The organism is Marinifilum fragile JCM 15579 (assembly GCF_001310955.1).
GTDB lineage: Bacteria > Bacteroidota > Bacteroidia > Bacteroidales > Marinifilaceae > Marinifilum > Marinifilum fragile.
This window is the reverse complement of record NZ_BAZX01000035.1, coordinates 12,977-35,417: the sequence shown is the minus strand read 5'-3', so window position 1 is coordinate 35,417 and position 22,441 is coordinate 12,977. Positions and strand designations below refer to the sequence as shown.

The 22,441-nt window shown below is 33.3% G+C and carries 17 protein-coding genes and 1 tRNA gene; 9 read left to right on the top strand and 9 right to left on the bottom strand.

Features of this window, described 5'->3' with window-relative positions; genetic code table 11:
* Nucleotides 1-315 precede the first annotated feature (315 nt).
* Nucleotides 316-3,969: a YobI family P-loop NTPase gene (locus JCM15579_RS17735; protein ID WP_054722275.1), complete on the top strand. Its 3,654-nt coding sequence runs from the start codon at nucleotides 316-318 to the stop codon at nucleotides 3,967-3,969.
* A 214-nt stretch (nucleotides 3,970-4,183) separates the two neighbouring features.
* Nucleotides 4,184-4,702: a transposase gene (locus JCM15579_RS17730; protein WP_054722272.1), complete on the top strand. Its 519-nt coding sequence runs from the start codon at nucleotides 4,184-4,186 to the stop codon at nucleotides 4,700-4,702.
* A 106-nt stretch (nucleotides 4,703-4,808) separates the two neighbouring features.
* On the opposite strand, the gene JCM15579_RS17725 is transcribed toward JCM15579_RS17730, so the two are convergent.
* From JCM15579_RS17725 to JCM15579_RS17710, 4 genes are all read right to left on the bottom strand, one after another.
* The gene (locus JCM15579_RS17725) at nucleotides 4,809-7,142 is read right to left on the bottom strand and encodes a TonB-dependent receptor domain-containing protein (protein ID WP_172677467.1); all 2,334 of its coding nucleotides are present in this window, start codon (nucleotides 7,140-7,142) and stop codon (nucleotides 4,809-4,811) included.
* A gap of 169 nt (nucleotides 7,143-7,311) precedes the next feature.
* Nucleotides 7,312-8,031: a LytTR family DNA-binding domain-containing protein gene (locus JCM15579_RS17720; RefSeq protein ID WP_172677466.1), complete on the bottom strand. Its 720-nt coding sequence runs from the start codon at nucleotides 8,029-8,031 to the stop codon at nucleotides 7,312-7,314.
* 323 nt (nucleotides 8,032-8,354) lie between these two features.
* Nucleotides 8,355-9,239, bottom strand: a complete 885-nt coding sequence (locus tag JCM15579_RS17715; RefSeq protein WP_054722266.1) for a TlpA family protein disulfide reductase — start codon at nucleotides 9,237-9,239, stop codon at nucleotides 8,355-8,357.
* Nucleotides 9,232-9,723, bottom strand: a complete 492-nt coding sequence (locus JCM15579_RS17710; RefSeq protein WP_054722264.1) for a hypothetical protein — start codon at nucleotides 9,721-9,723, stop codon at nucleotides 9,232-9,234. Before JCM15579_RS17710 ends, JCM15579_RS17715 begins: the two co-directional genes overlap by 8 nt.
* Before the next feature lie 217 nt (nucleotides 9,724-9,940).
* Here JCM15579_RS17710 and JCM15579_RS17705 point away from each other — a divergent pair.
* From JCM15579_RS17705 to JCM15579_RS17680, 6 genes are all read left to right on the top strand, one after another.
* Nucleotides 9,941-10,013 (top strand) — tRNA-Lys (locus JCM15579_RS17705).
* A gap of 265 nt (nucleotides 10,014-10,278) precedes the next feature.
* Nucleotides 10,279-12,003, top strand: coding sequence for an HAD-IIIC family phosphatase (locus tag JCM15579_RS17700; protein ID WP_054722263.1), 1,725 nt, complete (start codon nucleotides 10,279-10,281; stop codon nucleotides 12,001-12,003).
* 248 nt (nucleotides 12,004-12,251) lie between these two features.
* Nucleotides 12,252-12,818 carry an RNA polymerase sigma factor gene (locus JCM15579_RS17695; protein ID WP_054722261.1) on the top strand — a complete coding sequence of 189 codons (567 nt, stop codon included), beginning with the start codon at nucleotides 12,252-12,254 and terminating at the stop codon, nucleotides 12,816-12,818.
* 104 nt (nucleotides 12,819-12,922) lie between these two features.
* Entirely contained in the window at nucleotides 12,923-13,471 is a 549-nt protein-coding gene (locus JCM15579_RS17690) for a hypothetical protein (protein ID WP_054722259.1), read from the top strand.
* A 53-nt stretch (nucleotides 13,472-13,524) separates the two neighbouring features.
* The gene (locus JCM15579_RS17685) at nucleotides 13,525-14,580 is read left to right on the top strand and encodes a hypothetical protein (RefSeq protein WP_054722257.1); all 1,056 of its coding nucleotides are present in this window, start codon (nucleotides 13,525-13,527) and stop codon (nucleotides 14,578-14,580) included.
* Between the two features lie 149 nt (nucleotides 14,581-14,729).
* Nucleotides 14,730-16,502, top strand: coding sequence for an aminopeptidase P family protein (locus JCM15579_RS17680; RefSeq protein ID WP_054722255.1), 1,773 nt, complete (start codon nucleotides 14,730-14,732; stop codon nucleotides 16,500-16,502).
* 27 nt (nucleotides 16,503-16,529) lie between these two features.
* On the opposite strand, the gene JCM15579_RS17675 is transcribed toward JCM15579_RS17680, so the two are convergent.
* From JCM15579_RS17675 to JCM15579_RS17660, 5 genes are all read right to left on the bottom strand, one after another.
* Nucleotides 16,530-16,940: a secondary thiamine-phosphate synthase enzyme YjbQ gene (locus JCM15579_RS17675; RefSeq protein WP_054722253.1), complete on the bottom strand. Its 411-nt coding sequence runs from the start codon at nucleotides 16,938-16,940 to the stop codon at nucleotides 16,530-16,532.
* Between the two features lie 255 nt (nucleotides 16,941-17,195).
* Complete coding sequence (locus JCM15579_RS17670; RefSeq protein WP_054722251.1) at nucleotides 17,196-17,636, bottom strand: hypothetical protein; 441 nt, start codon at nucleotides 17,634-17,636, stop codon at nucleotides 17,196-17,198.
* Nucleotides 17,637-18,100: 464 nt separating this feature from the next.
* Nucleotides 18,101-18,379 carry a low molecular weight phosphatase family protein gene (locus JCM15579_RS17665; protein ID WP_054722250.1) on the bottom strand — a complete coding sequence of 93 codons (279 nt, stop codon included), beginning with the start codon at nucleotides 18,377-18,379 and terminating at the stop codon, nucleotides 18,101-18,103.
* The gene (locus tag JCM15579_RS20340) at nucleotides 18,331-18,525 is read right to left on the bottom strand and encodes an arsenate reductase/protein-tyrosine-phosphatase family protein (RefSeq protein WP_157471543.1); all 195 of its coding nucleotides are present in this window, start codon (nucleotides 18,523-18,525) and stop codon (nucleotides 18,331-18,333) included. The genes JCM15579_RS17665 and JCM15579_RS20340 overlap by 49 nt, the downstream gene beginning before the upstream one ends.
* Before the next feature lie 63 nt (nucleotides 18,526-18,588).
* Entirely contained in the window at nucleotides 18,589-19,818 is a 1,230-nt protein-coding gene (locus tag JCM15579_RS17660; RefSeq protein WP_054722248.1) for a dipeptidase, read from the bottom strand.
* 182 nt (nucleotides 19,819-20,000) lie between these two features.
* Here JCM15579_RS17660 and JCM15579_RS17655 point away from each other — a divergent pair, with 182 nt between their 5' ends.
* Entirely contained in the window at nucleotides 20,001-22,409 is a 2,409-nt protein-coding gene (locus JCM15579_RS17655; protein WP_054722245.1) for a TonB-dependent receptor, read from the top strand.
* Nucleotides 22,410-22,441 lie beyond the last annotated feature (32 nt).

The window sequence follows — 22,441 nt, the reverse complement described above, 5'->3', positions numbered from 1 at the left end:
AGATACTTTTTCGAGAAAACAAGCTCCTCAGCCAATTGAGGAGATACTTTTTCGAGAAAACAAGCTCCTCAGCCAATTGAGGAGATACTTTTTCGAGAAAACAAGCTCCTCAGCCAATTGAGGAGATACTTTCTATTACTGAATTATAATATTTTCCAACTGAACCGCCTCAATCTATAATGTAATTATTAAAAGCCACCTCAACGCACGACAAAAATATATTAATGACTCAAATCCACCATAATATGATTATAATTACTATAATTTTTGTAGATTCGTTAGTCCATAACAACAATAAACTACCAACCCTATACTATGCATAAAAAGATCATTCCTTTAATTGAATCCACTGTAAATTCGCTTCTTAAAATTAAAAACAGATTAGAATTAAAAACAGTTCAGAGCAATAAATATCACTTTGAAGATTTAGCCCCAATAGACAATGTTAATGATAAATCTTACTGTGAAGCACTCTCATGGGCTCTGGCTAATAAAAAAATAAAGAATATTGCCATAACAGGATTATATGGTTCCGGAAAGAGTAGTATACTTCAAACCTTTTTCAAGAATCACCCTATTTACAAGTATCTAAATATCTCATTAGCCACATTTAGAGACATTGAAGAGGATTCAGACAAAGACGATGCAATTAATAGACTAATAGAACAAAGCATCCTACAACAAATATTCTACAAGGAAAAATCTAAAAAAATTCCTGATTCAAGATTCAAAAAAATCAACAAATGGAAAAGTCCAGTCTTATACTTTAACTCTTTTTTAATTCTAATTTGGATTTCCTCATCTATTCTGCTTTTTAATCCTGGCTTCCTTAAGAATATTTCTATCTGGCATAATTCGCAACTTAAATACAACACAATATTCAGCTACGCTGTAGCCTGTATTTTCTTTTTAGGCTTACTAATTCTAATAGCTAAATCCATAAGATTACTTAAGAACTCCAAATTTCATAAAGTCAATTTCAAAAGTGGAGAAATTGAATTGGGAGATCGTAATGATGTCTCTATATTAAATAAACATTTAGATGAGATTCTATATTTCTTTGAAGCTAGAAAGTATAATGTAGTTGTATTTGAAGATTTGGACAGATTTAGAAATAAAGAAATATTTACAAAACTGCGTGAGATCAATCTTTTAATTAATTCATCAAAGCAAATAAATAGACGAATAGTATTTATTTATGCCATTAAAGATGATATGTTTAAAGATAAAGCCAGAACAAAATTCTTCGATTTTATTGTTCCGATTATTCCTGTTATTACATCCACAAATTCAGAACAATTACTTCTTGACAAATTAAAAGAATCTGATAATGAAAATCTATTATCTGATAGTTTCATTAGAGATGTCTCGCTCTACATTGATGACATGAGGGTATTGAAAAACATCTACAATGAGTTTATTCTATATAAGAATAAATTAGCTACTGTAGATTTAAACCAAGAGAAACTATTCAGTTTTATCATCTACAAAAATCTCTATCCTGATGATTTCGCAGAACTTCATCAGGATAAAGGGATAATCTATGAGGTATTTGAAAACAAACCCAATCTCCAAAACAAACTCTACCTAAACATTGATGATAAACTAGATAAACTTTATTGCAATCTTGAAAATATTCAAAATGACAATATCACTAATATTAAAGAATTACGAAACTTGTATATTGGACATTTACTACAAATATTGTCTGCAGTAGAAGTTTATGGCATTCAACTTAATGACGAAAAAGTCAGCATTAATGAGATCTCCACAGATTCAAATTTCAACTCTTTTCAAAAACTTAAAAATATAACCTATTGGCACAGCAACTATGGTACAACTAGCTATGATCTTGCATTTACAACACTTGAAAAAAAAGTTGATCCAAAAAATACTTACAAAGAACGTGAACAAATAATAAAGAATAAAGAAAAGTTTAAAGAAGGACAAATTCAAAAAGAAATTGATGCGTTACTGGTAAGAAAAAAGAATCTAATATCATTAACCTTTGAGAACCTAATAAAAAAAGTAACCAATGAAGATGCATTTCATGAAAAAATCCGCAATGAAAAGGTTTTGGTATTTCTTATTCGTAATGGATATATAGATGAAACGTATAGCGACTTCATTTCTTTCTTCTATGAAGGTAAACTTAGTAAAGAAGACAAGAATTTCTTAAGGAGTATTAAAGATCTTTCACCACTAGAGTTTACACATAAAATATCAAATCTAGAGGAGTTAACTGTCCGAATATATGCTCATGAATACAGAGAAAAAGCATGTTTAAATTTCGACCTATTAAATCACATTCTTAACAACAAAGAAATATTCCATGTAGAACTTGAGTATTTTATATCTCAATTAACTAATGAAAGCACTGAATCAATTAATTTTATAGAAGAATATACTAGTATTGAAAACAATAAAAATATTCCACAATTTATCGAAATACTAACTCACAGTTGGCAAGACATTTGGAAGTTTATAATACAGAATTCAAGTAATTATTTTAATGACAAGAACAAATACCTTAAACTAATCCTTAAACATAGTACAAAACGTGATATTTTACATATTGACACATACTCAGATGATGGAATAAATAATTACCTTTCACGATTAGAAAACTATTCTGCCTTTTTACTTAATGAAGAGGACAATTCCAATTGGATTCATGATGTTTTAGAATCTCTTTTTGTAAAATTTAAAATGATTGAAAAAAGACGATTAGCTCCCAATCTTTTTGATTTCATTTATGAGAAAAATTTATACGAAATTAACTTTGAGAATATAAAAACCATCTTGAGTGAAAAATCCGACTTAACCAATTTTGATTTAAAGCTAAATGAATCTAACCTATCCACAATATTAGAGTCCAATTGTACTATACTTATAAGTTACATTAAGAATGAAATTGAGCAATATATTGAAAATGTATTTCTTACTACTGAAACAAACACGAATGAATCTGAATCAACCTTAAACTATCTTATTAACCAAAACAACATTTCATTTGATGATAAGAAGAAAATTATAAACCAAACAAACACGAAAACGAATGACCTTGATTCAATTCCAAGTGATTTATGGGATTTTGTTTTGGAGAATAATAAAGTATTCCCAAATTGGGCAAACGTGAATTTCTACTACATTGAAAAGGAAGAAATAAATGGTTCACTGATTCAATTTCTAAATAATCAGGATAACTATTCTCAACTATCCAAGTTGAAAATTGATCAAGAAATATCAGACGAAGAAAACTATAACTTATCCAAGGCAATTATGCTATGCGAAAATATCTCAATTGATAGTTACAATAGTTTAATTTTAAGTTTTTCACTTCAATTTACAGACATTAGCTTTGACGTGTTATCTGAAGAAAAAGTTGACACACTAGTACATAATAGCATTTTAGCTCTTGATGAATATAATTCTGAAATTTTAAAAGAAACATTTCCAAAACTTTATGCCAAACTATTAATTGTAAACAAAGAAGATTTCCTAAATAAACTAGGACAATATAGTTTAAATATACTCGACTTTACTATCCTTCTAATCTCTGAAGAACTTACTAACTTTGAAAAAATAAAAATCATTAACCATCAAGACTATGAAGACATTTCGATCATGGAATCGACAGCTAACAGAATCCTTCAAATTCTTGGAAAACCTGATTTTGAATTAGACCATCTTCTAATGAAAGAATTAGTAAAAAACACCTCAGATGTAGAGAAAATTATTGAATTAATTAATACTCAGATCGAATACCTAGATAATGAAGAGATAGTTGAGTATTTGACCTTACTCCCTAAACCATACTCAAACCTTACCAAAGGAAATCCTGTAATAATTGATAAAGAATACACCGACGAATTCTTACAACATTTAAAAACTAGAAAATTAATATCCTCATTTAGGGCAGATAAAAAAGGATTAAGGGCATTTAAAAGACAAAAAGGATATAGGTAAAACACAGTAAGGACGTAGCAATGCTACGTCCCTACACCAAAATAAATCAAAACATATACCCCCACTACCCCACAAATCCTTTCGCGTGGTTCTATAATAAAGTCACTCTAAGGGATTCGTGCGACAGCAGGGACATCACAGTAAGTACGTAGCACTGCTACGTCCCTACACCAAAACACACCAAATACATCAAAACATCCACAATCCATTTGGAATGAAAAACCGCAAATCCATTCGCAAACCTAAGCATGATTACTCGGAGCCGGGATGGTATTTTGTAACCATCAGCACCAAAGATAAAGAAGCTTTCTTTGGAAAAATTGTTGATGGTAAGGTGCAGTTATCAGCCATAGGAAAACAGGCTGAACAGTTTTGGAAAAATATTGCCATATACAATAAACATGTAGAATTGGGCGAATTTGTTATTATGCCCGATCATATACATGGTATAATTGGTATTGTGGGGGATTGCAAGGACGTTGCAGTGCAACGTCCCAACGACACAAGCAAAAACCAATACATGTCGTCCATAGCACCCAAACCGGGTAGTTTATCGGTAGTGATCCGATCCTATAAATCGGCATTAACCAAATGGTGCAGACAGAATGGATATTTTTTATTTGATTGGCTGCCTCGCTTCCATGATAGAATAATTCGTGATCAACCAGAATTTGATAGAATTGAAGAATACATTCGAATGAATCCAAAGAGATGGGGGAAACCAAAGCAATAATAAGGTTACACTCCACTTGATATCACACAGTAAGGACGTAGCAGTGCTACGTCCCAACAAGACATCTACAATTACGAATACCCAAGATGCTATGCTACTGCCTCAATTAAAAACCCTTCTCCTGCTTTCCCTCCTCTACTCGATTTTGTCTTTCGATTTTAGCTCTCTGCTTTCCCCATTTAAATTGGTAACTGGCCTGAAGACGAATAAAGAAGGTCGACACATGCACCTGCCCTTTTGTGTTGGAGTGGTAATCTGGTCCTGAACTTCTTATTGCCGAATAGGTAAAATCTTTTTTCAATGGAATGGTTGATGAGATTCCTAGTTTCAAACCACTTTTAAAGGACTGATTGAGCGAACACATGTAGATGGCATTGTAGTAGCGTCGGTTCTGCAAATCGTATGTGGGACTAATGTATTGAAACGTACATGAGGCAGAAAGTTCATGGGTCAGGTTCACTCGCGATGAACAGCCAAATTCGTACCCGGAACTGTTTTTCGCTGAAATATCCAATTGTCGCGCCAATGCATTCGGACGGTCAGACCGATGATACAATTTTAGGTAAGGAGTAATTCCAATGGATTTATCGAAACTTAGGGTGGCACTCAACTTTAGTCCATATTCCTTTCTGTCTGCTAAATTGGCAATGTTATTCTCCAACAAATGTTCTTGATTGACAAAGGCATGGTTCTGTATCAAATCCTTTGAAATGCTGTGATACATTTGAACAGAAACATAGCTCTTGGCTATAGCGCTGGAATAATTCAAACCAATGTGATGATGAGTGGCTGGAATCAAATCGGGATTTCCTCGTTTGATACTTACCGGATCGATTCGGGTAGCAATAGGCGATAATTGGTATACATGTGGGCGAGTGATGCTTTTTCGATAATTGAATCGAAAACTTTGCTTCTTGGAAACTTGCCAAGTCAATTGAAGGTTAGGCAGGAAGGAAATTTCATCATTTTTCTCGCCCGCATTTAAACCCGTGTAAGAATACTCGCCTCGTAATCCAATGCTGGCCTTTATTCTATTTTTTTTACCTGATAATGCCATGTATGCAGCATGTATATCCTCCTGGTAATTAAAATCTGTGGAATTGCGATCTTCCATTTTTCGCAGTTGACTCTTCCATCCTGCATCCACTTTTAAATCCGATCCAACAGGAGAAGTGTAATCCATTCGAAAACCAACAAACTGATTCTGGGGTTTTATTCCATTAAGTTCATTGTTTTCCTGATTTTCATACCAGATAGAATGCTCCCCTCGCAATCGAAAGTAATTTAAATCGAAAGCAATCTCTCTTCCTTTCCTGTGAAACAGATGTTTGTAATACATGGAATAATGAGACAAAATGTAGTCGTTTTTCTCAATTCTGGCACTTGTCTCTTGCAAATTGATCTGCCCGTTGGTACTTCCCTCCATTTCTGATCTCCCCTCAAAACTCTGATTCTCCGGACAAAGAAAGGCATACAAACTGAACTGATTTTGCGAATCCAGATAGTAATCGGCCCCCATATGGATGTTGTGTTTCCAGTTTTTTTGCCTCATATCCAAGGCTGAGTAAAAAGTATGCAATCCATTTTGAGTATTTAGTATTTTGGTATTCTCTTCCGTATTGTCGAAATAACGCAGATTTCCGTTGTATGAAGTGTATAAATTCAATTTCCTATTGTTGTAGTTCAACCCACAAGTTGGATCCAGGAATATTTCCTGCGCATTGGTAGGAATTTCAGAAAAAATATGTCCACTCATCCCAACCTCTCTTTCTTTTAGGATGACATGAATTACACCAGTTATACTCGCATCATATTTTGCTCCAGGATCTCGAATGATTTCTACTCTATCAATCTGCCTGGCATCCAATTGCTCCAGGTATTGCTTATCACGCTCCTTTCCATCCACCAATATTTTAATGTTCGAACTGCCTTCCAAACTGATATTCTTCATCAAATCTACCTGAACTCCTGGAACATGTTTCAGGATGTCAACGCCCGAATTGGAGCTGTTGTAGATTTTTTTATTCATCAAGAAACTGGTTCCGTTATCAATAGTCTTTGCTTTAATTCGCTCCCCAACCACTACAGTCTCTGCCATATGGATGGTTTCCTCGTGTAAAGAAACTGTTCCCAAATTGAAATTATTCTTCTCATTAAGATTGATGGGTAGCATACATGTCTGGTATCCTACAAAACTAATGCGAAGTAAGTAATTCCCATTTTCTACTTGGCTGATTTCAAAATAGCCATCTTGATTGCTTGTTGTTCCTGTTACCAAAGAGGTATCTCTCTGTTGATGCAAGGAAACGGTAGCAAATGCTATCGGACTTTTATCCTTCTGGTCGCATACTACCCCATGCATTTTTTGTTTTCTTTCTGTAGCATATACTTCACATACTAGAAGAATAAAAGCCAACAACAATAAGCTTTTTAAATTCATTAGATGGTAACAATTCATATTTCCTGACTGGTTTATTTTTACAATTGATATTCATTGCAAAGTCAGCAAATAAAGGCTCAAGAGGCAAAATTGTGGTACAGACATCGGGGTTTTGTGACGAAGAACAAAGCCTCTCTGAACTCAATTTTAAACTTGTTACAAATGGCAATTAATTGGTAGGAATGGCAAGCTGAGATTTTTGTAAATCCTGTTCAATCTTATCGAAGTTGGTAATATTTTGTCGTGAAACAGGCAATTCGGCGTCTGTTCCCACAAGCTTTAAACGATAGCCGGAACTGTTTCCTTTTTTAAGAACTACCTTTTTTAAATTCACAATAAATGCCCTATGTGTTCTCATTAGGTACGGCATTTCACTCAACTGATTCTCAATGTCTCCTATCGAATTTCGAACCATTTCTTTCTCGATTTTATCATCTTTAAGAAAATAGAAAATCACATAATTACCATTGGACTCTGCATATAGAAATGATTCAGGATTGAAACGAATGTCTCCTTTTTTTAATTTTGAATTGATGTGGATCAGTTCACTCTGCTCATTTATACTATTGTTCTCATTAGGATCGCAAGCATTTGCCGAAAGTAAATACCTGCTATTTTGAATAGTAAACAGAAAGTATGGTAGCGTACCTGTAATGAGGGTACTTCTTACTGAATCCAGAAAAGTATAAATATTCCATCTTCCTTCAGTATTTTCCATTATAAATCCAAAAAAGTAATTCCATACACCTAAAATCAGAAAAAGTATTAAAGGAAATCCAAGTTCTTTTAAGAGGGTCCAACTCTCCTTGTTCTTAAAAATCGGCAATAGTTTTAATGCTCTAATTGTGATATAGAGCGGTGGCATTAGGGCCAATAGATATATTGCCATTGTTACTTCATAACTAAACGGATCTGAACTGTTTGTATGCCGCGGTTTGTATAAAATGGTAAACAGGTAACAAAATACAGCAACGATTATTATTCCGATAAAAGGCTTGCGTAGAATATAATTTTGTGGAAATTTCTGTTTGAACCAATTTAAAGCACGATAGTTCATAATTTGGAATTGCTATTAAGTTTTACAGTATATAAAGATAAGTATAATATCAGAAAATCGATAAACACAAATTTCTACGATAATTCATCCAAAAACTGAACGACAAAAAGATATTCAACCAGCAATTCCTTCTTTATGTGTAAAGCTTAATCCTATCAATTAAAAATCTCATTCAACTTCTGCTCCAATTGGAAAAAAGTGTGAGGCAATGCAATGACCTTTAGCGAAGAATCGATTAAAAACATGCTTGGCGTAACAAATGTATTTAACTGACTGGCAACTGTTCCATGTAATCCATCGGTATCGCAGGAATTGATCCACGGATAAGCTCCATTCAATACCGCAGATTTCCAATAATTCAGATTGCTATCCAAAGAAACCGCTACAACCTCTAAACCCAGTTCTTTATAAGTATAGTATATCTCTGAGATTTGTGAAAGCATATTCACACTGTGCTTACAACTCCCCGACCACACAATTAGTAAAGTAACCTCACTATTCACATTGCTTAAATTCTGCACTCTTCCATTATTGGTATGATACAAAGGAATGTCAGGCACTTGCCAGCCTTTTGTGATTGCTTTAAAATTATTGATTCTGCGCTTTATTGTTTTGGTATTCAAAACATATTCACAAGTGTTTAGTACGCGATAGGCATCACTTACAATGTGGTAAACCTCAAAATATTCTTCTGCCGGGAAACGATTCATCAGGTAGTTGGCCATGTATTTCTGCGATCCTGGATTTAGTTCAGTCAACCAGAATAAATTGCCAATTAACTCCTTAATTTGTTTATAATTGCCACTACTTATTAGCTCATTAATTTTATGTGCCTTTAGGTATTTAGATACTTTATCGTAATACACGGGCGTTCCAGTAAGTAGTGAATCCGAAAAGGCGAAATAATCAAAGAAGTGTTTCAGGTAGTATTCATTAGCTTTTTGTCCTTTCAATTTTACATCCGGAATAAATTCTTGCTGAGCCAAAGCAAAACGTGCCGACCATGAATCAAGATGAGATCCCCATAAATCCCTAAGCAAATTGCGTTTTCGATTTTTTTAGATTTTTAAATTCCGAATACTTCTCTTTAAATAAAGAATCTTTCTCATTTAAATTCAGTAAATCTTCTCGTAAGTCCTCTATCGATTCATTCAAAATCGAAAATTCGGACAAATAATATTGGTATTGATAGTTTTCATCATTTTCTGGAAATTGCAGCTCTCCATTTTCCATAGAACCAGATAAGGAAAACCAAAAATCTTTTCTATCAATTTTAAAATCAATCTTATTGCCCTTATTGGCAATTCGATAAAAACCAGGGATTCCCTCCCAATTAAACCGAATCAAACCATTAAAATCAACCCTTGCACTGTCTACTACAAATACGCCTCCATCATCACCACTCAAAAGCAAGAAATTTTCACCTTTATAATCCAACATTTCACCTTTCAAGCTCATTTTATCTTGCCCAATCGCTGCCAGCGACACTAATAAAAACAGAATAGTAAGTAGTTTTTTGTACATATAACAAAATTGCTTATTATTTATAATTTCTCTTGTAAGTAATCGTAAAGGTACGTAATCCAATTATGCAATACCATAATTATATTTTTTTATCAGCAATGAACACAAAGTAAAAATTGTAACAACAAAACAATCAAACACTAAGCAAATACCCATTAATTCATTTGACAGGAATTTATTTTCAAAAATTCATTTTTTTCAGTAATTTAGAAATCCTGATTCCTTAGCTCAGCTGGTAGAGCACAACACTTTTAATGTTGGGGTCCTGGGTTCGAACCCCAGAGGGATCACTCAAAAATGAAGAGTTGCCAAAATATTGGTGACTCTTTTTTTATACCTTACACTTTACAGGATAGAACACTTATCTTGTAAAGGTTATGATTGAAGAATTTTGCGAGAAATCAACCATCCCACTGATCACGAAAATTTGTTTTTAACAAAGTAAGCTTCATCAATTTTGATCAACCTTCCTATTCTCCTCATGAACAACATTTTAATTGATTGTTATTTTTATTTATTCTATATAAATTTAGAATAAACAATTAACTTTTCAACATGGAGTCAATTAAGCTGATAATTTGGGATTTGGATGAAACTTTTTGGAAAGGAACTTTATCGGAAGGAGACATTATTCCTGTTCATGAAAACATTCAATTAATTAAAGACCTAAGCTCACGAGGAATTATCAATTCAATTGCTTCTAAAAATGATTTTGAAACAGCAAAAGCCAAACTACTTGAATTAGGAATTTGGGATTATTTTGTTTTTCCGCAGATCAATTGGAATCCCAAAGGAAAAAACATCAAGCAAATTATTAGTTCTGCGCAACTTCGTCCTGCCAATGTTTTATTTCTTGATGACAACCATTTAAATCTGGCAGAAGTAGTATTTTACAACCAAGGCATTTTTACAAAAGAGCCTGATTTCATACCAGAAATAAGCAAACACAAAGCTTTTATTGGAAAGGATGATACTGCGCTTAGCAGATTGCAGCAATATAAAATTCTAGAAGAAAAAGAGAAGGAAAAAGAACACTTCTCAGACAACATCCGTTTTCTGGAATCTTCGGATATTAACTTGGCAATTATCGAAGATTTAGAACCAATAACTGATAGAATTCATGAACTAATTAACCGAACCAACCAAATCAACTACACCAAGAAAAGAATTGATACAAATGAACTTGAGGTATTGCTCAAAAACTCTGATTATGAATGTAAAGCAGTAAAAGTAAAAGATCGATTTGGAGAATATGGAATTGTTGGATTCTATGCCTTGAACAAGACAAAAAATCATCTGGAACATTTTCTCTTTTCCTGCAGATCGATGAATATTGGTGTGGAACAATATATGTATGCCAAACTCAATTTCCCAGCATTAAAAAGAGTTGGTGATGTAACTGTTGAACTGAATTCAAAAGATAAACCACATTGGATCAAGGAGGTTGCCGATTGGACAGACGATCAGCAGAACACAGGTTCTTCATCAACAAGAATCTTTTTAAAAGGGGCATGCGATTTAAGACAAATGGCACACTATTTATCGTATAAAGATTTGGAAGTGGACACCGAATACAATAATGTAAACCAGAACAATCACCCCATTCCAAAAGCACATACCGAAATTCTTCTTCAGTCGGAAAGTTTGGATGAAGAAAATAAAAGTGAATTGATTACTTCCTTTCCATTCCTAGATCAACAGGTATTCGACACCAGAGTATTTTCCAGTAATTACGATATTTTGGTGTACAGTCTTCTGGTTGATTACACAATGGATTTGTACCAGTCGAAATCTACTGGAGTTAAAATTCCCTACGAGTCCTATTCCGATTTTGTAAATGAATCAAAAGCTGAATTTATTGCTCGATGCAAAAAGCATGAATTCAAAAATATGAATGAAACTTTTTATGATTTTTTCACTACAGAATATAATTTTATTGGACAGATTACTGAAGATAATCTAATCAAAAATCTTGAAATCATTCGAAAAAAAGTAAAAAAGCCAATCATTTTTATTAATGGTGCAGAAGTTGACACGCCAGCTACAAATAAATCAGAATATGGGAAAGCCAGAATCAGACATGAGAAAATGAACAAAGCTTTAGAAAAATTCTGCAACTCACACATTGATACCTACATTCTTGATGTGAGAGAATTTATTACTGAAGCTGATATCAATCATAGTATCAGACATTACAAAAGGTCAGTATATGAACATATGGCTAGTGCTCTCATCTCTTTAATTGAAAATATCAACGAAACAAAAGTTGGAAAGAAATGAAATTGAATATCATCTCAAACGTAGTTTGAAAATTCTTAGATCAACATTAAAAGAATTTGCAAAAAATATTCTTTTACGTGCAAGCTCTCTTTTTTAATCATCAATTGCATCAATATCTGTTATTTACAAAATATTCTTACCATAATTCTGTATTGATATTTCTTTTTAATTATATTTATTCTCGTAAATAATTAAAAAGACATGCAACGCATGATTTCCGCAATCGTCATTAGAATAGAAATTGATTAATGAGCTCATTGTACCAAAACATTCACCAAAATTTAATTGAGCTTTGCGGAAAAAACGACCCCAAAGCACAATTTAAGATTTATAAATTATACTACAAGGCAATGTATAATTCGTCCTTGCGCATCGTAAAAGACGAATTGGAAGCCGAAGATATTATGCAGGAAGCTTTTTTATCAGCTTTTAAAAATATCAAGAAGTATAAAGGTGAAGTTAGCTTTGGTGCTTGGTTAAAACGAATCGTAATTAACCGTTCTTTGGATAGCTTAAAAAAGAGGAAACTTGAAATCTTTCCGTTGGAAGATGGGTTATACAAGTTAAAAGAGGAGGAAAGTATTTATAAGATTGAGGATACCAAGGAACAAATTGATTTAATTAAAAAAGCTATAGACCTGCTACCAACAGGTTACCGTATTATATTGAATTTGTACTTATTGGAAGGTTTTGATCATGAAGAAATAGCAAAAATTCTAAATGTAAATGCTTCAACTTCAAGATCACAATTTTTAAGAGCCAAGAAGAAACTAATTCACATATTAGAAAAAGAGAAAACCAAAAAATTGCTGTAAACCGTTCTCTTATTGCCGTTAATACCAAATGAATTACACCAGCATAAAGTATTAACATATAAAAAAGAAGGTTACGTACAACAATTCGAATAAAACTTGTTTATATGAAAGAATTGGAAAAAGTACTTAGAGAACACAGGGAAGCATTCGATGATCATAATCCTGGGAATGATCATTTTGAAAACTTTCTTGGAAAATTGAACAATGAACAAAAAAAGAAATTTCTATTTGGGATGTCAAGACTTTTAAAAGTGGCTACAATAGCTATTTTTGTGGTCATTTCGGGAATTACAGGATATCAGATTCGTAAAATCCAATCTCCTGAAAATTTGGGACTCGGAGCTATATCTCCAGAATATCAGGAAGTTGAATTGTATTACACATCAAATATCGACAGTCAGTTGAGGATGATTGAACGAATAGGAAGCTTTGATAACAAAGAACATCAGAACATCTTATCAGAAGAACTGAAAGAGATGGATAAACGCTACAATCAACTGAAACAGGAATTAAAATTATATCCTGATGATGACAGAGTGATTCAGGCAATGATTGAATATTATCAGGTAAAAACCAATATTTTAAACAGAATTATTGAGCAATTGTACCAGGTAAGAAAACAAACAAAAACATACATGAATGTCTCGACATAATTAAAAGGGCAACCACTAATAACAAGAATTTAAAAGCATAAAATAAAACTACGATGAAAGCATTTAAAATTTCGGCTATACTACTGATTTTAGTTATGGGATTTGGATTCAATTCCTTTGCTACTGATGAATACGAGAAAGAAATTATTGAAATATTCTCGGCCAAACAAGGAACTGAATTAAACCTTAACAACAAATATGGTGATGTTGACATTCACAATTGGGAAAAAGATTCAGTTTCAGTAAAAGTTTTAATTACAATCGAAACCACCAGTGAGGAAAAGGCAAAATTACTTTTCACAAATATCGATATCAATATGGATAAAATTGGAGATGTAATTAAAGCAGAAACAAAAATGTCTACCAAGTTTAAAACTGGCAAGAAGTTTAGTATCGATTATGAAATTTTTATGCCAGAGTATATTAAACTTGATGTAGTCAATAAATTTGGAAATATCTTTATTCAATCGATAAAGGAGAAAGCAAACATTAACCTAAGTTATGGGAATCTAAAAGCAGAAAAGCTTCTGTATCCTGAAGAAAAACCTGTTAGCACCATTAACCTGGCTTATGCAAAAGCTACCATTGAAGAATGTAACAGAACCAAACTTACTTTAAAATATTCGAAGATGAATATTGGAACAAGTAAGGTGCTAATTGTTGTGAGTCGTTATTCCAAATTGCATTTGGATAATAATGAAACTGTTATTGCCGATTCGAAATATGATGCTTTCAACATTTTAAATACAGATGTATTTAGAGTAAATATGGGACAATATTCAGATTTTAGAATTGAAAATGTGAATCGAGCATTGGAGTTAAACCTTAAATATGGCAATTGTAAAATCAATAATGTCTCCAAAGATTTTGAATCGATTAAAGTGAACAACCAATACGTAGCAAGTAGGATTGCAATTGAAGAAGGAGCTTCATATTCACTTGAAGCTGAAACCAAGTATTGTGGCATCAATTATCCTGACAATGCACAAGTAATTCAAAAGGTAGTTGACAACTCAGAGACTTATTTGAAAGTAATCGTAGGAAACTCAACTGATCCTAAGGGGAAAGTAAAAATTAACAGTCAATATGGAAATGTTAGTTTAAGATAAAAAATACAAATTCGAAGAAACCTCTTTTTCTTATGAGAAAGAGGTTTTTTTATATAAAATCAAATTTTCATTGATTTTTTAAGAAAGGAATCGTCTCAATTCCTTCATATTATTGTAATTTTATGGCCTAAACAATAACAAACCTTAAAATGACTATTGCCGAAAGAGTAAACGCATTGCGTTTTCTAATGAATGAAAAAGAAATTAACGCTTACATCGTTACCAGCTCAGACCCACATATGAGCGAATATGTTCCTGACAGATGGACAAGTCGTCAATGGATTTCAGGATTTACCGGATCGGCGGGAACTGTTGTCATCACCGAAAACAAAGCTGGGCTTTGGACCGATTCAAGATATTTCGTACAAGCCGAAAAAGAATTGACAGACAGTAGTATTGAGCTGTTCAAAATGGGAACAGAAAATACCCCAACTCCATATCAATGGTTAGCTTCTGAATTAGATGTGAATGCTCATGTCGGATTCGATGGAACTTGCTTTTCAGTAGCCGAAACTCGCAATTTGAAAAACAACTTAGGCGACTTGGGAATTCATATTGTTGAAGAATTTGATTTAATCAATGAAATTTGGGAGGATCGTCCTGCTTTGCCTAATGGAGAGATCTTTGAACATGATTTAAAATATTCAGGCAAAACCAGATTCGCAAAGCTAACCAAGATTCGCAAGAAGATGGCTGAATTGGATTGCAACTATCATTTCGTAGGAAGTATGGATGATGTTGCCTGGATTTTCAATTTACGTGGAAGCGATGTTGATTACAACCCACTGGCATTGGCTTATGCACTTATCGAAAAAGAAAAGGCAACCATTTATTTGAACGAAGAAAAAGTACCCGATAATCTTGTTAGAACTTTGCTTGAAGATGAAATTGAGATTGCTGATTATGGAAGAATTTTTATTGATTTAGAAGAAATTCCTGGTTCTGCCAATGTGCTTTTGGATATCAATAGAACCAACTTAAAAATCTACAATTCCATATCTGCAAATATCATAGAAAGAGAAAATCCAACGCAACTTTTTAAAAGCACTAAGAATGATGTAGAAATTGAAGGAATGAAAAATGCCATGAGAAAAGATGGTATTGCCTTAACTCATTTCTACTATTGGTTGGAAGAAAATCTTGAGAATACAAAAATTACCGAATTTACGGTAATGGAAAAATTAAAGGAGTTTCGTTCTCAGCAAGAAGGCTTTATAGGTGAAAGTTTTGGTACCATTTGTGGTTATAAAGCTCATGGAGCACAGCCGCATTACCACACAACCGAAGAAAGTAATGTTGAGATTGAAAAAGAAGGTATTCTTTTAATTGATTCAGGAGCACAGTATCTTGATGGAACAACTGATATCACCAGAACAATTCCTCTTGGAGGCTTAAGTGAAAAGCAAAAGATAGATTATACCTTGGTGCTAAAAGGCATGATGCAATTGTCAATGGCAGTATTCCCTGTTGGAACACGTGGCTGTAACATTGATGCTTTAGCACGTATGGATTTGTGGAAAAACTTACGTAACTATGGTCATGGAACGGGTCATGGAGTTGGTTGTTTTATGAATGTACACGAAGGTCCGCAAAGCATTCGTCAGGAGTTAAAAGATCAAGCCATTTTAAAGGGAATGATTACTTCAAATGAGCCTGCATTATACCGAGATGGGAAATATGGAATTAGACACGAAAACTTAATTCTATGTAAAGATGCTGGATCGTCAGAATTTGGTGATTATTTAGAATTTGAAACCATCACTCTTTGTCATTTCGAAACCAAAGGCATAATTGTAGAGTTATTAACCCAGGAAGAAAGATACTGGCTGAACAATTATCACCAAAAGGTATATGATATTCTATCGCTAGATTTGGATGAGAAACACAAAGCATGGTTAAGAGAGAAAACACAAGCAATATAAAAAAACGCCTCCAAAAGAGGCGTTTTTTTATGAATATATCGTAACAATAACTTTACGACGTCCCCCTATATTTCTAAATTCACACAAATAAATCCCCTGCCAAATTCCCATATTTAATTGATGTTTTGTAATGGGAATAGTAAGTTCTGTCCCCATCATGGAAGCTTTTACGTGCGCTGGCATATCATCGGCCCCTTCCAATACATGTGTATAATAAGGTTCATTTTCTGGGACCAAGTGATTCATTATGGACTCAAAATCATCACGAACCGAAGGATCGGCATTCTCATTAATGGTTAATGCTGCTGATGTATGTTTGATAAACAAGTGCAACATTCCTGTTTCGGGTAAATCAGGTAAATTTCTTCTTATTTCCGAGTCTATTAAATGATATCCTCGCGAAAAAGCAGGTAAAGTAATTTCTATTTGTTGAATCATTGCCTGTCTATAGTTTCATATTAAAATATGTATGCTAATTTAGAAATTCGCACCAGTATTATCAAGCACTGAGCATTAACTATACTCCAAGTTTCAATAACAGCACAGCTTACCAATATTAGGAAATCATTAAAAAATGATTGATAACTGTAAAAGAAATTCCCGGCTTTTAATTCTGCTTTGATGGCAATCATGCAAAATATTCAAAACCGGGAACCGCCTTACTTACCTATTGATATGCTAATCTACTTTATTTCAATGCCTGATCCTTGCTTTCACCTTTACAGGATCAGAACTAAATATCTCTTTAACACGAGCAATCATTTGATTCTCTGTCATGTTATCCTCTGATTCAATTTTTCTCACTTTATCATTAAGATTGGTCTGTTTATTAATATGCTTTGCCAAATGTACTTTTGTTTCCGCAGGTCCAAACAAATAGATTTCCTCGGCGTTCGCCAGTTTAGAAGTGATATTCTCAAAATATTGCTTGAACTGATGTCTACGTCGGTGAGTCATTCTCTTTGCTGGATTAATAAACTGATTCCCCATTCGGGAATAAGCTTTTGTTTCTCCTTTAAAACGCACTCTTGTTTCAACTTCCGATTCAATTGTTTCAATCTGGCTATTGCCATTTTCAAGTGTAATAATGTAGGCTTTTTCGGTATCTAACCAAACTCCAATGTTTTTTTTCATCTTCGCCTCCTTTTGTATGAATAAATTCTAAAAAAATAAATTGAAATGCTTAATTCTTTTCAGGATTTTGATAAGGTTTACTCTGATAGGTTTCCAGAAGTAAGTCTAAATTAATATGGAAAATCACAAAGGTCATAAAATATTGATTTTACATGCATTAGAAGCCAAATCAGATCTATATTAAAAATACGAATAAATCTCAGCCATGTCAAGCAAGTTGGTAAAAAACAAAGCTTATTCATACAAAAATAAATGCGACAAAATTAGAAGTATTTGAAACTAAATTTTATTGATGAATTCGCTAAATCAGAACTTCATTGATCCAGTTAAATCTTCCAAAATTAGACCTAATAGCATAAAAAAAGAAGATCCAATAAATGAATCTCTTTTTAATGTTAATATGATATACTTTATCAAATTAAAGTGCTATGTAAATAATTTCTATTATCAATAAATTTGTTAATTTATGGTACAATCTGGAAGCGTTCCTGAACAAATACAAAACAAGCATCATCAATTGCATTGCAAACAGCATTGTAAGCTTGCAACTTTACCTTCTCTTCTCCTTCTACAGTAGCTGGATTTGGCACATCAAACACTTTCACTTCTGGATTTCCCTTTAATTCAGGCAAGCTATTAGAAAGTTCTTTATCAAAACACAATACATAATCAAAATTTTCCTCTTTTATTTCGGTTAAAGCTTTCGATTTGTATTCTGGAATGTCCATAACAGCTTCTGCCATGCTTTCTGTGCCAAAACACTAATTATTCCCTTTTCTAATCCAGCACTCCAAACTTTTAGATGTTTTTTACCATAGTAATTCAGCCATTTTTCGGCCATTTGCGAACGGGCTTCGTTCTTCTCACTTATTACTAAAACTTTTTTCACAGTTTTCTAATTTTATCAATTGGAGCAAAAGTAAAAAATTAATCAGTCAATTTTTTGAAACATTTAAGCTTTTGCTTTCTCAGCCAAATCCTCAACTTGCTTAAATACCCTCATAAAGTTTCCTCCCCAAATTTTATGAATATCCTCTCGAGAATAGCCACGCTTCAGCAATTCAATGGTAATATTCATCATTTGGCTAACATCCGCACAATCTTTTAATCCGCCACCACCATCAAAGTCTGTTCCAATCCCCACATAATCAATTCCAATTACTTTTATAATGTGATCAATATGATCTACCGCATCAGCAACTGTTGGTTTGTCCTTGGGATAATCTATTTGCAATTGTTTCCATTCTGCCCATATTTTCTGCTCCTCTTCCTTGGTCATTTTCCCCATTTTGCGATAACGCTCACGCAATTCCATTTCTTTTTTATAACGTTCGCTATTTTTATCCGGAGCTTTTACGTAATCATCCAATATACACATTTGAATAACACCTCCATTTTCGGCCAATGCTTTTAGCATTTCATCACTTAAGTTTCTGGGATTATCGCAAATTGCTCTTGCACACGAATGTGAGGCAATTACCGGGCTTGTAGACAATTTTATTACATCGTAAAATGAGCTATCAGAGATATGAGAAACGTCTATTAAAATTCCCAATCGATTCATTTCCTTCACTACCTCTTCACCAAACTTACTCAATCCATCAAATTCTGCACCATGACTATCTGTCGAAGAATCACATATATCATTATTCGAAGTATGACATAGTGTAATGTAACGTACTCCTTTCTTGAAATATCTTTCGACTTCAGAAATTTCCGTCCCAATCGGAAAACCATTCTCCAAGCCAATGTAAATTGCTCGTTTCGCTTCTTTTTCCAAGCGATATCCATCAGCTACATTAAGGGCAACTTCAGCCAATTCTGAATATTTATCACATGCAGCATAAATTGAATCAATCAATTCATCTGCTTTTTCTCTAGCAAACTGAATGTTTTCTGCCGTTCTATCTCTTTGCGATGTAAAAGCTGCGAAAAAGATTCCATCCAAACCACCTTTCTTCATCCGTGGAAAATCAACACAGCTTCCTCCTCTTTTGTATGCATGATATTCACTAATGTTGAAATCTTTATTTAACAATTGATATGGTGTATCAACATGAGTATCTATTGTGAAAGCATGATTGTGAATTTCAGCAGCTTTTTCTTCCTGAGTTTTACAAGAGGCAAAACAAAAAAGCAGAAACATACTTACAATCAAAAGTTTGTTACTCTTACCAAACATGATTTTTAAAGTTTTAGGGGTTAGAAAATATAAAGATATGATACTTACTTAAAACTGTAAGTTATTGAAGTGTTAATTAGATGATTTAATTTTTATGCAAAGCTTTCAATTTCTGTCTTTCCTTTTGTATATTCGGATTTCTGATTCATATGGTATCTTAATCCTGTTAAACTAAAAAACTCATGCTTCAAACCCTTTATAGATCAGTTGTTTTCTTTATTCTACTGATTCCTTTTTGTAGTATTGCCCAAAACACTAGTAAAATATCCGGAAAAGTTACCGATACCGAAAATAATCCCATTAGAGGTGCTCACATAAAAATCATTGAAACAAATATTGCAACAAGCACAAATAGCAATGGAAGTTTTGATTTAGCAATTGATTTTGATAAGAACTTTACTTTAAAGGTAACGCATATCTCTTTTCAGGATTATGAATTGCCAATTCGACTTAAAAAATCGGAAAATAGAGTCCTAAATATCAAGCTAAAATTAAAAGAACAAGAATTATCTGAAGTAACTGTTGAAACAGATAAAATCATTAGGGATAAAAATATTTCAATTGATAAAAAGCATCTGAAACAAATTCCGGTTAGCAGTAGTGGAGCTGTTGAACAAGTCATTAAAACTTTACCTGGAGTAAGTTCCAATAACGAATTGAGTTCACAATATTCGGTTCGAGGTGGTAATTTCGATGAAAACCTTGTTTATATCAACGAAATCCAAATATACAGACCCAATTTAATTCGTTCTGGTCAACAGGAAGGCTTAAGTGTTATTAATCCTGACATGGTTTCTTCGGTTCAATTCTCTTCTGGTGGGTTTGATGCAAAATATGGTGACAAACTGTCTTCGGTTCTTGATATTAAGTACAAAACTCCAACTAAGTTTGAAGCTTCTGCCGAGTTAAGCTTAATGGGTGCATCTACACATTTTGCCAATGCGTCAAAAAATGGGAAGATATCCTATATGGCTGGATTGAGATATAAAACCAATCGTTATTTGTTAAATTCTTTGGACACAAAAGGTGAATATGAACCCAATTACACGGATTTTCAGGCACTGGTTAACTACAAATTCAATTCGGTATGTAGCATGCACCTGTGGACTAGCTTTAGTCAAAACAAATACAATTTTGAACCTGAAAACAGGAGTACTTCATTTGGAACCATTAGTAATGCATTGAATCTTGATATCTATTTTGACGGGAATGAAAAAGATGAATTCAATTCGAACATTCAGGCAGTTACTTTTAAGTATCATCCCAACTCAAATTCTTTTATCCGATTAATCGGAAGCAGATACGAAAGCATAGAAGAAGAGAGGTATGATATTATGGGACAATACTATTTGAGCGATTTATTTGTATCTCAAGGAGGATCGCAATCAGAAAGTGTTGAAAATCTGGGAATAGGAACTTTTATTGATCATGCCAGAAACAAACTCAATCAAGAGGTTTATAATTTGGATGTAAAAGGAGATCATTCTATGGACGATTTATTTTTACAATGGGGAGTTGGAGTTAAAAAGGAGGATATTAGCAACAAAATTAATGAATGGCAATACCAAGATTCTGCTGGTTACTCAGTTCCAGTATCCGACAGTGAAGTTTTGCTGGCATACAATCGCAATGCAAACAATAATATTAGCTCAAAGCACTATAAATCATTTGTGCAAGCAACTCAAATTCTGGAAACAAAAAAAGGAGAACTGCAACTTACAGGAGGATTTCGTTACCATTATTGGGATTACAATAAAAAAGGATATTTTTCACCAAGAGGATCCATTCATTATATCCCAAACTGGGAAAACAAAGTAAAATTTAAACTCTCTGCAGGTCTTTATCAACAAATTCCATCTTATCGCGAAATGTTAATGATTAACGGAAATATTAGTCCTGAAGTCAATATCCAAAAAGCAATCCATTATGTTTTAGGTCAAGAATATTACTTTAAAGCATGGAATCGTCCTTTTAAATTTTCAAGCGAATTGTACTACAAGGATCTTCTTTCCGTAACTCCGTATGACATTGAAAATGTTCGTATACGATATTATGGTGATCAGGAGGCAGAAGGATACACGACCGGATTGGACTTGAGAATCAATGGTGAATTTGTTCCTGGAACGGAATCCTGGGCCAGTTTATCCATCATGAAAACAGAAGAAGATATTAAAGGCGATGAGAAGTCCTTTATACCTCGCCCTACAGATCAAAGATTTAATTTCTCAATGCTTTTCCAGGATTATTTACCTAACAATCCTTCTTACAAAATGCACCTTGCATTATTCTATGCTGGGAAACTGCCTGTTTGGACTCCCAAAAGGGGTAAAAATGGTGGAAGCTTTAGAATGCCAAATTATAGACGAATTGATTTGGGGTTCTCCAAAATTCTGGTAGATGAGAAAACAAAAAACAAAGGATTGTTACGTCATTTTAAGTCCATGTGGATTGGTTTGGAAGTATTTAATGTTTTAGATATCAACAACACTGTTTCATACCTTTGGATCAATGATATTTCAGGCAATCAATATGCAATTCCAAATTATCTTACAGGACGTAAATTGAATGTAAAGCTGAGTGCGAAATTCTAAAGAAATACTTTATTTCAATCCAGTTTTTAGCT

Excerpts from the sequence above, each read along its gene's own strand:
- JCM15579_RS17735 (WP_054722275.1), top strand. The coding sequence starts at position 316 with ATGCATAAAAAGATCATTCCTTTAATTGAATCCACTGTAAATTCGCTT.
- JCM15579_RS17730 (WP_054722272.1), top strand. The coding sequence starts at position 4,184 with ATGAAAAACCGCAAATCCATTCGCAAACCTAAGCATGATTACTCGGAG.
- JCM15579_RS17725 (WP_172677467.1), bottom strand. The coding sequence starts at position 7,142 with ATGAATTTAAAAAGCTTATTGTTGTTGGCTTTTATTCTTCTAGTATGT.
- JCM15579_RS17720 (WP_172677466.1), bottom strand. The coding sequence starts at position 8,031 with ATGGCAATATATCTATTGGCCCTAATGCCACCGCTCTATATCACAATT.
- JCM15579_RS17710 (WP_054722264.1), bottom strand. The coding sequence starts at position 9,723 with ATGTACAAAAAACTACTTACTATTCTGTTTTTATTAGTGTCGCTGGCA.
- JCM15579_RS17700 (WP_054722263.1), top strand. The coding sequence starts at position 10,279 with ATGGAGTCAATTAAGCTGATAATTTGGGATTTGGATGAAACTTTTTGG.
- JCM15579_RS17695 (WP_054722261.1), top strand. The coding sequence starts at position 12,252 with ATGAGCTCATTGTACCAAAACATTCACCAAAATTTAATTGAGCTTTGC.
- JCM15579_RS17690 (WP_054722259.1), top strand. The coding sequence starts at position 12,923 with ATGAAAGAATTGGAAAAAGTACTTAGAGAACACAGGGAAGCATTCGAT.
- JCM15579_RS17685 (WP_054722257.1), top strand. The coding sequence starts at position 13,525 with ATGAAAGCATTTAAAATTTCGGCTATACTACTGATTTTAGTTATGGGA.
- JCM15579_RS17680 (WP_054722255.1), top strand. The coding sequence starts at position 14,730 with ATGACTATTGCCGAAAGAGTAAACGCATTGCGTTTTCTAATGAATGAA.
- JCM15579_RS17675 (WP_054722253.1), bottom strand. The coding sequence starts at position 16,940 with ATGATTCAACAAATAGAAATTACTTTACCTGCTTTTTCGCGAGGATAT.
- JCM15579_RS17670 (WP_054722251.1), bottom strand. The coding sequence starts at position 17,636 with ATGAAAAAAAACATTGGAGTTTGGTTAGATACCGAAAAAGCCTACATT.
- JCM15579_RS17665 (WP_054722250.1), bottom strand. The coding sequence starts at position 18,379 with ATGGCAGAAGCTGTTATGGACATTCCAGAATACAAATCGAAAGCTTTA.
- JCM15579_RS17660 (WP_054722248.1), bottom strand. The coding sequence starts at position 19,818 with ATGTTTGGTAAGAGTAACAAACTTTTGATTGTAAGTATGTTTCTGCTT.
- JCM15579_RS17655 (WP_054722245.1), top strand. The coding sequence starts at position 20,001 with ATGCTTCAAACCCTTTATAGATCAGTTGTTTTCTTTATTCTACTGATT.